This window comes from Shewanella sp., assembly GCF_051658185.1.
Classification (GTDB): Bacteria; Pseudomonadota; Gammaproteobacteria; order Enterobacterales; family Shewanellaceae; genus Shewanella.
The window spans coordinates 1-12478 of the sequence record NZ_JBOFMC010000083.1 but is presented as its reverse complement, the minus strand read 5'-3'; the positions used below and the strand labels follow the sequence as shown (position 1 = coordinate 12478).

14 protein-coding genes and 1 other annotated feature are annotated in these 12478 nt (G+C 47.7%); of the genes, 7 read left to right on the top strand and 7 right to left on the bottom strand.

All coding sequences use genetic code 11. From position 1 onward, the window contains the following. Together ACRCZA_RS03720 and pepA are read right to left on the bottom strand one after the other, a co-directional pair. Positions 1-1288: chorismate mutase (locus ACRCZA_RS03720; protein ID WP_438673136.1), on the bottom strand; the 1288-nt coding region annotated here is incomplete at its 3' end. Positions 1289-1329: 41 nt separating this feature from the next. Beyond that, positions 1330-1449 (bottom strand) — a sequence feature (Phe leader region). 325 nt (positions 1450-1774) lie between these two features. Then, complete coding sequence (pepA, locus tag ACRCZA_RS03715; protein ID WP_438673135.1) at positions 1775-3283, bottom strand: leucyl aminopeptidase; 1509 nt, start codon at positions 3281-3283, stop codon at positions 1775-1777. A gap of 265 nt (positions 3284-3548) precedes the next feature. On the opposite strand from pepA, the gene lptF reads away from it, so the two are divergent. After that, entirely contained in the window at positions 3549-4661 is a 1113-nt protein-coding gene (gene lptF, locus ACRCZA_RS03710) for an LPS export ABC transporter permease LptF (RefSeq protein ID WP_438673134.1), read from the top strand. Beyond that, a complete protein-coding gene (gene lptG / locus ACRCZA_RS03705; RefSeq protein ID WP_438673133.1) occupies positions 4658-5716 on the top strand; it encodes an LPS export ABC transporter permease LptG in 1059 nt (352 codons plus the stop codon). Before lptF ends, lptG begins: the two co-directional genes overlap by 4 nt. 175 nt (positions 5717-5891) lie before the next feature. Here the strand turns inward: lptG and ACRCZA_RS03700 are convergent, their stop codons facing one another. Genes ACRCZA_RS03700 through ACRCZA_RS03685 form a run of 4 tightly spaced genes read right to left on the bottom strand, consistent with a single transcriptional unit; the run spans position 5892 to position 7569 of the window. After that, complete coding sequence (locus tag ACRCZA_RS03700) at positions 5892-6401, bottom strand: RDD family protein (protein WP_438673132.1); 510 nt, start codon at positions 6399-6401, stop codon at positions 5892-5894. Positions 6402-6448: 47 nt separating this feature from the next. Next, positions 6449-6706: a DUF2960 domain-containing protein gene (locus ACRCZA_RS03695; protein WP_438673131.1), complete on the bottom strand. Its 258-nt coding sequence runs from the start codon at positions 6704-6706 to the stop codon at positions 6449-6451. Between the two features lie 18 nt (positions 6707-6724). Then, complete coding sequence (locus ACRCZA_RS03690) at positions 6725-7075, bottom strand: DMT family protein (protein ID WP_438673130.1); 351 nt, start codon at positions 7073-7075, stop codon at positions 6725-6727. Further along, complete coding sequence (locus ACRCZA_RS03685) at positions 7072-7569, bottom strand: GNAT family N-acetyltransferase (protein WP_438673137.1); 498 nt, start codon at positions 7567-7569, stop codon at positions 7072-7074. The genes ACRCZA_RS03690 and ACRCZA_RS03685 overlap by 4 nt, the downstream gene beginning before the upstream one ends. A 716-nt stretch (positions 7570-8285) precedes the next feature. Between ACRCZA_RS03685 and ACRCZA_RS03680 the strand changes: the two genes are divergently transcribed. Then, on the top strand, positions 8286-8849 hold the full coding sequence (locus ACRCZA_RS03680; protein ID WP_438673129.1) for a DJ-1/PfpI family protein: 564 nt from the start codon (positions 8286-8288) through the stop codon (positions 8847-8849). A gap of 137 nt (positions 8850-8986) precedes the next feature. After that, positions 8987-9298: a ribbon-helix-helix domain-containing protein gene (locus ACRCZA_RS03675; protein ID WP_438673128.1), complete on the top strand. Its 312-nt coding sequence runs from the start codon at positions 8987-8989 to the stop codon at positions 9296-9298. 83 nt (positions 9299-9381) lie between these two features. On the opposite strand, the gene ACRCZA_RS03670 is transcribed toward ACRCZA_RS03675, so the two are convergent. Beyond that, the gene (locus ACRCZA_RS03670) at positions 9382-10017 is read right to left on the bottom strand and encodes a DUF2913 family protein (protein ID WP_438673127.1); all 636 of its coding nucleotides are present in this window, start codon (positions 10015-10017) and stop codon (positions 9382-9384) included. Between the two features lie 474 nt (positions 10018-10491). Between ACRCZA_RS03670 and ACRCZA_RS03665 the strand changes: the two genes are divergently transcribed. The 3 genes from ACRCZA_RS03665 to ACRCZA_RS03655 form a co-directional block, all read left to right on the top strand. Then, the gene (locus tag ACRCZA_RS03665) at positions 10492-11124 is read left to right on the top strand and encodes an exopolysaccharide biosynthesis protein (protein WP_438673126.1); all 633 of its coding nucleotides are present in this window, start codon (positions 10492-10494) and stop codon (positions 11122-11124) included. A gap of 292 nt (positions 11125-11416) precedes the next feature. After that, positions 11417-12151 (top strand): flagellar motor protein, encoded by a 735-nt coding sequence (locus ACRCZA_RS03660; protein ID WP_438673125.1) that lies wholly within the window; start codon positions 11417-11419, stop codon positions 12149-12151. Between the two features lie 4 nt (positions 12152-12155). After that, the coding region (locus ACRCZA_RS03655) for a flagellar motor protein MotB (protein ID WP_438673124.1) at positions 12156-12478 on the top strand (323 nt) is incomplete at its 3' end.

Genomic DNA, 12478 nt, shown 5'->3' with positions numbered 1-12478 from the left:
CGCCTGAGTGGATCTCCGTATCCTGCGACTTATAAGCTTTGCTATAACGGTAAGGATTGGCTTGGGGAGCGCTAGGGCTCGGATTTTGGTTTTTTGAGGTATTAGGTTCTATCAATAATTGGCTGTTGCTAAGCTGGGTTGGTTTAACCGTTTCGCAGGGATAGCAACCTAATACTTTGATAAAACGGGTTATCCGCTCGAGTTGTTTTAAGCCTGCCTGCATGGCTTCGCTGGCAATATTGGCGTCAATATCCAAGTAAAACATTTCTTCCCAGGGCGTGCCGGGGATCGGGCGTGATTCCAATTTACTCATGTTTAACTGATGAGCTTTAAGCACCAATAAGGCCTCGACTAACGCACCGGCTTTTTGCCCTGTGGCCATGATTAACGTGGTTTTAGCGGGGAGTTGCTCGGGGACCGCGACGGCTTTGCGCGCCACGACGATAAAACGGCTCTGGTTAATTTTTTGATTGGCTAGGCCTGTTTCAATCGATTCTAATTGATACAGTGCGCCGCCTTCGAGACTGCCAATCGCGGCGGCGCTATTATCAGCAAGTTGGTTGACCTTTTCCATCGCCTCAGCGCTACTGGAACAGTATTCCAGCCTTAATTCTTTATGCTGGCTTAGGTAACGGCTGCATTGGCTGATGGGTTGAGGGTGTGCATAGATGGTTTTGATATCGCTGACTTTAGTCCCGGCTTTACCGAGTAAGCAATGGCTCACTTCGATAGTGGTTTCACCGACAATGGCGAGGCTAGTATGTTGCAGTACGTCATACACCTCGTTGATGGAGCCGGAGGAGGTGTTTTCTATTGGTAAAAAGCCATAATCAGCATGGCCAGATTCGACGGCTTGGACGATTTCATCAAAACTTTGACAGCCGAGATCGAGCATCTCTACTTGCCGGCGCTGGCAATAGCGGCTCGCCGCCAGATAGGAATAGGATCCCCTCGCGCCAAGGTAAGCAATACAGTATTGCTGTTTTTGGGTTTCTGGATTGGCGCGGCCGTGTAAATATGCTTGCTGATTGAGCACGGAGTCTTCAATAATGCTTTGATAAAGCGAAATAACATAGTGGGCATCTAAGCCTTTTTCACGGCCCTCTTTCACCAATCTGGCTAATAATTCTTTTTCCCTTTGGGTATCGCGGATGGGTCTGACATCGACCTCTTTGCTGCGGGCGACTTCCAAACTTAGGCGGCGGCGCTCAGCCAGCAACGAAAGGAGTTCATTATCGAGCTGGGTAATTTGCTCGCGAGTGATATGTAAAGGCTGTGGTGTTTGCATTCTGACCTCAATTGCCGCCGTGTTGATCTTCAATCCCGTTAGACAAAAAAGCCTCCCGTGGGGGAGGCTTTGGATGTTTACTGTGGTTTTTACACCGTAAATCCGCCTCCTAGAGTGGGGGTGTAAAAAACACAGTAAACATTGCTGCTGTAATTGTTTTTATAGAGTTAATTTTTTTCATCGCCATTAAAACTAATGGGCTAGGCCCTGAGTGTCAATCAAAACTTATTCACTGTGGTCGATGAGAGGAGCATTGGGGAACAGAGAGGATAGAGGGAGCTGCTTGCTCGCTGTTGCGTCAGTCGCGAACAAGGCGTCCGTCGCTAACTCGCCACAATAAACGTGCGATAAGTATGCTAACCGTGGTGATTACCGTGGTGATCAATACGCAATAAAAAAGGCGAAGATGAGGATCTTCGCCTTAGCTGTATTTATTTACGTCAGTGCGTAGCTGTTAATGGGCTCGAGTTAACCGCGTTAACGTGGTTATTCGCCGAGTTCCACTCCAGCACGATTGAGTAAAAATTGGGTGAGTAATGGTACCGGCCGACCAGTAGAGCCTTTATTGGCGCCACTGTTCCATGCTGTGCCTGCTACATCTAAATGGGCCCAATTGTACTTTTTGGCAAAACGAGACAAGAAACACGCCGCCGTAATGGCGCCAGCAGGACGGCCGCCTAAATTGCTCATATCGGCAAAGGGGCTATCGAGCATTTCTTGGTATTCATCCCACAGTGGCATGCGCCAAGCGCGATCGCCACTTTGCTCGCCAGCATTTAATAGCTCATGGGCGAGTGGATTGTGCGAGGAAAACAGGCCAGAGGCGTGTTTGCCTAGCGCGATCACGCAAGCGCCGGTTAGCGTCGCGGCATCGATCACCAATTCAGGTTCAAAGCGCTCAACGTAGGTTAATACGTCACACAAGACTAAGCGCCCTTCGGCATCGGTATTGAGCACTTCTACGGTTTGCCCTGACATCGTCGTTAAAATATCGCCGGGACGATAAGCATTGCCCGATGGCATATTTTCGCAGCCCGCGAGGATCCCAACGACATTGATGGCCAGTTTCATCTCACAGATGGCCTTCATCGCGCCAATCACGCCAGCTGCGCCGCCCATGTCATATTTCATTTCATCCATGGCTTCGCCAGGTTTTAATGAAATCCCGCCGGAGTCGAAGGTTAAGCCTTTGCCAATTAACACGATAGGTTTTTCAGTGCTATCGACCGCACCTTTATATTCCATTACCGTCATAATGGATTCGTTAGCACTGCCGCGCCCCACGGCAAGGTAAGCATTCATGCCCAGCTTTTCCATTTGTTCTTCACCGACGGTGGTGACATGGAGATTTTCATGCACTTCAGCCAGTTGACGGGCTTGAGAGGCTAAATAGGCCGGGTTGCAGATATTCGGTGGCATGTTGGCCACATCGCGGCATAAATGCATACCTGCAGAAACGGCCATGCCATGTTCGATGGCGCGCTCGCCTAAGGTTAATTCTCGGCGAGTCGGGACATTAAACACCAGCTTGCGTAATGGACGACGCGTTTCACCTTTACGGGTTTTGAGCGCATCGAAGCTATAGAGGCTGCTATTGGTGGTTTCTACGGCTTGACGTACCTTCCAATAGGTATCGCGGCCTTTGACATGCAATTCAGTGAGGAAACACACGGCTTCCATCGAGCCAGTTTCATTTAAGGTGTTGATGGTTTTGGTAATGATTTGCTTATATTGGCGTTCGTCTAATTCGCGTTCTTTACCACAACCTACCAGTAACACTCGCTCACTCAACACGTTAGGTACGTGATGGAGCAATAATATTTGACCTGGCTTACCTTCCAAATCGCCACGGCGTAACAAGTTACTAATGTAACCCTCGCTAATTTTGTCTAATTGCTCGGCGATACCCGATAGACGACGGGGTTCATAAACACCGACAACAATACAGGCTGAGCGTTGTTTTTCGGGGCTACCGCTCTTTACGCTAAACTCCATGAGCACTCCTAGATTCTTAAAGACAAATTTTTATATTTATTAGATAATGTCTGCTTGTCCCGGAAAGGGCCTAAGTTATTACTCCAAAGGTGATTTATCTCAGCCCTTAAGTCACTGTTTATCTGCGATAGAACGCGCATAAACGTGCAGCTTAAGTTTGCTAAGAACCCCTGAAGCTGGTCAGAAAACTATCAAAAGTAGACAGTTTACATGAAAGTTAGTCTGTTACCAGTAAAAAGATAAGTTTAGAGACCGGATCCTACCTGTGATTGTATTTAGATATCTCATTCAAGAAGTATTAAAAGCACAAATTGCCGTGCTTTTTGTGCTGTTAACTATTTTTATTAGCCAGCATTTCGTGCGAATACTGGCCGATGCCTCAGATGGTGAGTTTCCTGCATCGTTAATAGCGACCCTCATAGGTTTAAATTTGCCCACTTTGGCGGTATTAGTGCTGCCCCTAAGTCTGTTTTTGGGGATATTGGTCGCCCATGGGCGCATGTATGCTGAAAATGAAATGGTGATTCTGCATGGGGTTGGGATCAGCGAGTGGTATGTGACCCGGGTGACACTGATTTTAGCCCTATTGAATATGCTGCTTACGGGGTATTTATCTTTGTATGTTGCGCCCTGGGCGGAAGAGCAGCAAAACCAAGTGCTTGAAAAGGCCCAATCTGAAGCGGGATTGGCGGCGTTAGTGCAAGGCCGTTTTCAGGCCAGTCCAAATGGCCGCGCAGTGCTGTTTGTTGAGCGGATAGGTAAAGATAATGAACTCGACAAAGTGTTTGTCGCGCAATTACCTGAGCCTGATGATGAAACCGGAGTGACCAATGTGGTGGTCGCTAAAGGTGGCCGCGTGCTTGAAGATCAGACTGGTGCTCAGCAATTACAGTTAAGTGACGGGGTGCGTTATCAGGGCAGTCCTCAATTGAAAGATTACCAAATGATTGAATTTGGTGGTTATAAAATGCAAATCAAAGAGCAGGAAGTCGATGCTCGTCGCCGTAAATTATCGGCGCTGCCGTTAACGGCACTGCTTAAGATAGAGGGCCCAGAGGCGGTTGCCGAGTTCCATTGGCGCTTAGCCATCCCACTGGCGATTCCTATTATGACGTTAATTGCCGTGCCATTAGCAAGGGTGAATGTTCGCCAAGGCAAATTCGCCAAAATGTTGCCTGCGGTGCTGCTTTACCTCGGCTATTTTGGCTTGATGGTGGCGGGGCGTAAGGCCTTGCAAGATGGGGTGATCCCCCAATATTTAGGCATGTGGTGGATCCACGCCTCGGCACTGTTGATGGGGCTATTTTTACTCGGTAAGGAAAGACCAGCCTTTAGTCGTTTATCGACTTACTTGGCCAGCAGAAAGGTGGCGGCATGAAGATCTTAGACCTCTATATTGCCCGAGTGATCATCAGTTCTTCCGCTCTGTGTCTACTGGTATTAACGGGGCTGTCGGGCATTATTAAATGGGTTGATCAGCTCCGCTTGGTTGGGCGCGGCACCTACACTATGGTCGATGCTGGGATATATGTGCTGTTTTTAATACCACGGGATGTCGAAATGTTTTTCCCGATGGCGGTATTGCTCGGTGCATTAATCGGTATGGGTATGTTAGCCTCCAATTCGGAGTTGGTGGTGATGCAGGCTTCGGGTATGTCACGCTTACAAATTACCCTCTCGGCGATGAAAACCGCGGTGCCTTTAATGTTAATGGTGATGGTATTGGGCGAGTGGGGCGCGCCGGTAGCAGAACAAAAAGCCAATGAATTACAAGCTATTAAATTATCTGGGGGCAGTTTAATTAAGTCCCATCGGGGGATTTGGGCAAAGGATGGCGATCTCTTTGTGAATATTGGCGAAGTGGAAGACGTCAATAAGCTCAGCAATATTACCCTCTATAAATTTAATAGTGAGCTTAAGCTGACGCACGTGGTGCATGCTGAGCGCGCGCTGTTTACTCAGGATAGTTGGCGCTTATTTGAGGTAAAACGGACCGACTTAAGCTATGAGCAAGTCAGCTTAACGCACCTTGAAGAAGATCAATGGCACTCCAGTTTAACTCCCGATAAGCTGAGTGTGGTATCGGTTAAACCCGAGGCGTTGTCCGTCCGTGGCTTACTTGGGTATCTTGAGTATCTTAAAAGCAATAGCCAAGACCCCAGCCGTTATGAATTAGCCCTATGGCGCAAGTTTATGCAACCTGTGACTGTAGCGGTGATGATGCTGGTGGCGCTGTCGTTTGTATTTGGCCCTTTGCGCACGGTGACCATGGGCGCGCGGGTGTTATTGGGCGTCGTGGCGGGCTTTAGTTTTTATATCAGTAATGAAATTTTTGGACCCATGAGCATGGTCTATGAGTTGCCGGCGTATGTGGGAGCCGTTGCGCCTAGCCTGTTATTTACGGGGATCGCCTTCTATTTTATTCGGCGTTGATGCATTGGTGGCGTTGATGCATTGGTGGCGGTGACGCACAGTGAATAGGCGCGTTGATCCGCGGTGAAGTGGCGGCGCGGAATGGGCCTTAGCGGTTATTTTTCATCACCGAGCCCAATAAAAAACGACGCAATCGCGTCGTTTTTTATTGGGTGTGCGTTAAGCGTTTATGCCATTAAGCGCCGTGCCAGTTGCGCATTTGATTAGCTTCTTTGGAGAGTACCACGACTTCAGAGCGTGTCATGCTATCTTGTAGTGCGAGTTTATCAGGGTTGATGAGGATCCAGAGGTTGCCTATGCCCAGCAGTGACCAAATTATCCTCGCAAAGGCGGTGATGAAACTGAGATTCTGGCCATTAGGGTGTTGGATTTTGAGGCGCCATGCGCGCATGCCTAGGGTTTGGCCGCCTTTACTCCAAAAAAGAGCGTAAAAAGAGCAGACACATAGCGCCAGCCACAGCTGATACATCGCGTGATAAAGTGCGGTGCCATTAAGGGCATCGGCGACATGTTCAAAGCCATTCATGCTCACCAACCCCGTTGTGGTTAGGCCGAAAAATAAGCCAAAACCAATGGCTCCGGCAACCATAAATACGGCAATAGCCAGCAGCAGATCGTAGCAGGCCGCGCCTAAGCGGCGAAAAAATCCTGCTCTGGGAAAGTTGGCATGTTCAGTATTTAACATCGGTAAATCCTAGTATTAAATCAGAAAATATCAGCCAAAATGGCAGCTTAGGCTTCGGGCTCTTCATCGCGGACAAAATGGATATTGCTAAAGCCAAAGCGGGCAAATTCAACCTTTCTAAAATCCTTTTCGGCTTTGGCGCCCTTGCGTGAGGTCATGGCGATTTGTTGCTCCATGGCTAGAAACTGACGTAAATCAATACCTTCCGCTTCTGCAACGGCTTCGTAAAGATCATGGTGTTTGTCGTAGCTAAAGGCAATGGTTTTTGTCTGGCCTTTAAAGGTGTAGGTAACTTGGCGTGCCATGGGATAAAACTCCTAAAATTAATGTAATTCACTTCTAAACATAAAATATACCGCACCTAAAATGCATAACCCTGCCCAGAGGTAATCAAGCTTTAATGGTTCTTTCATGTAAAAAACGGCAAAGGGGACAAATAAGCTTAAGGTGATGACTTCCTGCAAAATTTTTAGTTGGCCGACATTCATGACGGTGTAACCGATCCGATTCGCTGGCACTTGGAGCAGATATTCAAACAGGGCAATGCCCCAGCTGACCAAGGCGGCGATTATCCAAGGTTTGCTATTGAGGGTTTTTAAATGCCCATACCAAGCAAAGGTCATAAAGAGATTACTCAGGCAGAGTAAACCGATAGTGGTGAAAGTTGGGTTCATGCATCCACCCTCTGTTTAATATTATAAATCATATAGATGGCATCATCGGTATAGCTGCTAAGGCATTTGTCGATAGTTTTGGGTATAAAGCCCTGTTTGCGCCAATAATGGTCAGCCCCTTGCACGGCAACCAAGGATAACGAATTAAGGTTTAAAGCATCAGCCTGCGCGATTAAGTGATTGAGCGCTTGTGTGCCTGCGCCTTGACCTTGGGCTTTCGCTGAAATCGCAATATCGTGCAGATATAAGGTATCGGCCACTGGCACCGAAAGGATGGGCTCGTAGAGTGCCGGGGGCACATGCAGTTGCCAAGGGTGGGCCAAGCAATAGCCGACGACAGCGTGATTGAGTTCAAATACAAAACATGAACTCGGTGATACCTGCCATTTACTCTGGAGGACATGCAGGGGTTCAGGATCAAACTGCGAGTAGCACTCGGCCTGGATCGTTAAAATTGCGTCCCAATCCCTTGGAGTAATTGCGCGTAAAAATATGGCCGACATAATCCCGTTGACATTTTCCTCGTGAAAAATTGCTCGGCATTATATACCTAAACCGGCCTAAGCGGCAGCGTGGTGGGCAATTTTACGTGCTACCCCTATACAAATGGCTTGGCTTACCGCGGCTGACACTGTGAGGGCGCAGCCAATGGCCGCCACCGTAGGCTTTTGTGGGGCAACCAAACGGTTAGCTCGGCTATTTGCCTGAGTTTTAATGAGATTGCACAGAGATACAGAGCTGACTCTCGGCCAAAGATCATTATTTTTATTCGAGCCCGTTGATTGTGGAGAGCTCTGGCGTGGAGTGCTCTGGCGTTGAGCGATGTGCCGAGCTGCGGCTTGTCTTAATCCTGCTGGCGCCTCGCTGCTAGCCCCTAGCAGCAGGCCCTTAATTGGGCTGCGGCGAAGAGGCTTTGCGTAGGATTCGCTGGGGCCACACGGGTTGAGCCACCGTGCCCCCCTGTGCTGGTAACTTACGATTGTTATGAGTGGTGATATGCAAACTGGCTCGATTGCCTCAGTCATCATGGGCTTAGCGTTGGATAATGGCTAAGCGCCTTCGGGTGATTTTTGATTGACGTTAGTCTGTAGTATTTGGCTGTTACCTTTGCCTAGGCGAGGGGAGTACAGTGAAGGGGATGTAGAATGGTATGACCGGCTTATGACATGCCGCGAACAGGCTGCAACTATCAGAGTAAATGGAGGTTATTATGGCTAACGTATTGATTATCGCTGGTGATTTTGTTGAAGATTACGAGTTAATGGTGCCGTTTCAGGCGTTGCAAATGGTTGGGCATCAAGTCACCGTCGTGTGCCCCAATAAGATTGCTGGCCAAACCCTTAAAACTGCTATACACGATTTTGAAGGTGATCAAACCTACACCGAAAAACCGGGGCATTTATTTACGTTAAATGGGGATTTTGCCAAGGTGAATGCCAGTGATTTTGATGCCTTACTGTTACCCGGAGGCCGTGCGCCGGAGTACCTAAGGTTAAATCCTGCCGTACTCGACTTAATTAAGGTTTTTGCAGCACAGGCTAAACCCATGGCAGCCATTTGTCATGGCGCGCAGTTATTGACCGCGGCCGATGTGGTGCGTGGTAAGCGCGTATCGGCCTATCCGGCCTGCGCTCCCGAAGTGCGCCAAGCCCATGGGGAATATTGTGATATTGCGGTAACAGAGGCGATCACTGATGGTTTGCTGGTCACCGCACCGGCTTGGCCTGCTCATCCCGCTTGGCTCGCCCAATTCAATCAATTATTGAGTGTTTAATGCCGTTAAGGGCAATAGCACCGGAAAGACGATGAGTATGGTAAGGCTTATAAGCTCTTATCAGCCTTTAAGTTAATAGGATTTAGCGGGGTTTTATGGCATAACTGTTCCCATTGCGAACGTGGGGGAGCATGCGTGTGTGTGAAATTTATTCTGGGGCCGATCCCGAACTCTTCGCCCTTAAAACCCGCTCAATTCGTATCGATGGTGTGGTGACCAGCGTACGGCTCGAGGCGATTTTTTGGCAGATTATTGAAGATATTGCCGATGAGGCCGAGCTCAGTGTGGCGGCATTTTTAACGCGAATTTACCGTGAAGTGTTAGTGCGCCATGGGCATGTCGCCAATTTTGCTTCCTTACTGCGCGTTGCCTGCACCACCTATTTAAATGCTGGGGAGCGTTTGGTACTCACTCCTAAAGCTATCAAGGTGCAGCCGAAAAAACAGTGAGCCCTAAGTCAAGTTGGGCCTTTGCTTATCGCCAGTGAAACGCCTCTCAACCCTAAGCCTGCTTAGGGTTGAGTTAAGCCGCGTTAAGATAGGAGCAGGCATAACGCCGGTAACTGGTTGCCAGGATAAATTTGATAAGTCTTATGGTGCTTAATGGGACTGGTTTTTTTATTACTTTGGCTAAGCAATAAGCCATGGGACAGCGCAATACGTGCCAGTATTTGCTCATCGGCGCGCACATAAAGATTGATAGGTTTGATGAGCTGCTGTTCGCGAATATGTTGACTCATTTCTTTAGCATCAATCACTAAGCTTGAGTGGCCATCAGCGTCGAGTTTGAGTTTGCCGCTGATATCGGTGTCAGTAAAGACTAACCAATCGGCTTGCTTAAGGCTGTCAATCATGGCGTTAAGCGCGGCACCTAAGTTCTGGTTTGCATTTTCAATCGATTGATATTGAAACACAATCCGCTCAAGCAAACGCTTGAGTTCTGCCCCAGCCCCTTGGCTGCGCGCCAATCGTATCCAAGTGCTGAGATCATCGGCAACCAGTTTCGCAAAACGTTTTTCTTTTAAGGCGCCAACCATCCAATTACACAAAAAGTGGCTATCTTGGGCGGCCGTACGTTGAACTTTTTTGGATTGAGCGGATGCGCTTAACTCGGCAAGTCCAGCGAGGGCAAGCTCAAGTACGGCTTGATTATAGGTTTGAGAATTCATTATGACTCCGCCGCAGGCTGAAGTGATCTTATCTATGGAAACTGGGGCGATATGGATTGCGGCTGGGTTAGTTTAACAAAGCTCGCGTTAAACGGATAACGATTCTTGTGCCTAATGCTGCATGCGGATTTGCTTTAAGCCCTGTGTTTAAGCTTGGTTAGCGAGAGCCATCAAGGTTACGTTCAATAATTAACTCAAGTATGCCACTAAGCCGTTTGTGCAGTGAGATTGGATAAAGTGTCGCATTAAGGGCATTAAAGGCGGATAAGCGCAGTTAAGTCAGCGTGCGAAATCCGCTAGCCTAAAAAGGCAACAATCTGTTATTGTTTAGCAGTTTAGCCAACTTTCGATAATTTATGGATAACATGTTGTTATCTTGCAAGGATACCAGCTAGGAGTGGTTGGTGGCCTTAACATTTGCCACGATGGGCTTGGCAATCATGATGTTAACGGATCTGTGGAAGGTGGAGTGTAATGGTGGTGTTGCCGCACAGTGATCAGCAAAAATTGTCGGGTATTTTGCAGTTAATGGCTGATTCAATCGGGGCAGAGACAATTAGTCTGCGTGATTTACTCGCGCTTGTCGGGGAGCAAGGAATGCTATTATTTTGCATCCTCTTAACTGTGCCCTTTTTATTACCTGTCTCCATACCGGGGATCAGTACTCCCTTTGGCTTACTGATCGTGTTTATTGGTGTGGGGGTGCTGCTCAATAAAGGCCCTATATTACCTGCGCGGTTGATGGAACGGCGTTTTGCGGCCGAGCAGATTAAAATTATCCTGCGCAAAGGTGCCAGTTTGCTCACCCGGGTTGATCATGTTATTCAGCCTCGGTTGTTGTTATTAAGCACTCCTAGGGTGCATCGCTGCAATGGGGTCTTGCTTATTTTAGTTGCGGTGCTATTGATGCTGCCCTTTGGTGCCATCCCTTTTACTAATACCTTACCCGCATGGGTCATTCTATTGATTTGCATTGGTATGTTACAGCGTGATGGTGTTTTTGTGGCGTTAGGGTATCTCCTTGCCATAGTGACATTAGCGTGGTTTAGCTTTTTAGGTATAGGGTTAGTTGTTGCAGGACAAAGTATTTCGGATAACTTATGGTAAATTCGGCATATCAAGAGGAGAGTCATCCAATGATCTTGATGCTGATGGCACCTTGCTCGTTGGACTTTCAGGTGCATGGTTTTCACTCGTGGGATGATTAATATCATCATACTGAGAGCGGAAGATACTGTCGTGTGAGTAATCGAATGTAGCCAGCAATGCGGCGTCAGAGTAAGCACAATCGCGAATATTAACTGGAATGCAATCGCGTGATTAACGTGGTACTGAATACTGAGTTACAAAATATTAAGTCATTCATAAAATCAGCAGCGCTGAGTGTTGGGAGCGGTAAATGAGTTTTATCGGTGTGATTATTGCGTTAATTTTTATTCTGGTCGGCAACCTTATTGAAGGCGGTCATCCGAGTGCGTTATTAGATCTTCCTGCTTTTATGATTGTCATCGGTGGCACGATTGGTGCAACTGTCGCACAGTTTCCTTTTTCGGTGATCGTAGCGTCGATGAAACGCTTTAAATGGTTGATGTTTCCGTTACGCACTAATTTAATTGAGCGTGCGGAAATGCTGATCGATATCGCCGCGAATGTGCGTAAGAATGGTTTATTGTCGATTGAAGAAAGGGTCGATCAAATTGATGATCCCTTTTTACATACGGGCCTGCAAATGTTAGTCGATGGCTATGAAAAGGACAAAATCATCGAAGTATTAGAAAAAGAGATTGAATTTGAGCAGCACGAAATAGAACAAACTATCAAAGTATATGAAGCGATGGGGGGCTACAGTCCCACCATGGGTATTGTGGGTGCGGTATTTGGGCTTATTCATGCGATGGGGTTACTGGATGCGCCAGATAAATTAGGTGGCGCAATTGCCGTTGCATTTGTTGCAACCATTTATGGGGTCGCAGCTGCAAACATTATCTTTTTGCCTTTTGCCAATCGTTATAAAGCATTTGCCCACCAAGTGAGTTTTTTCAAGGAACTGACCTTGACGGGATTAATCGGGATCTCTGACGGTGAGTCACCACAGCGCTTACAAGCCCATTTAAGTCCATATTTAAAGCACTAAGCCAATGAAGAAAAAAAAAGTTGAACCGCCAGAAAATCATGAACGTTGGCTCATTTCCTATGCTGACTTTATGACGCTGCTATTTGCATTATTTGTGGTGCTGTATTCATTTGCGATGAGCGATAAAAATCAAGCCAAGTTTATGGTGGAGGGATTAATAGAGTCCCTGGCTAAAATTGGCTTGATATCAACCCCCGCAGTGACCTCATTAGCCCCAGGCGGCACTAGCATACTGGAGCCTAATAGCACGCCGACGAGTGAAAATACACAGCCAAAACTTATCGAGCAGCCCAGTATTGCCGCGACAAGCCTGATTGAGCAAAAGGA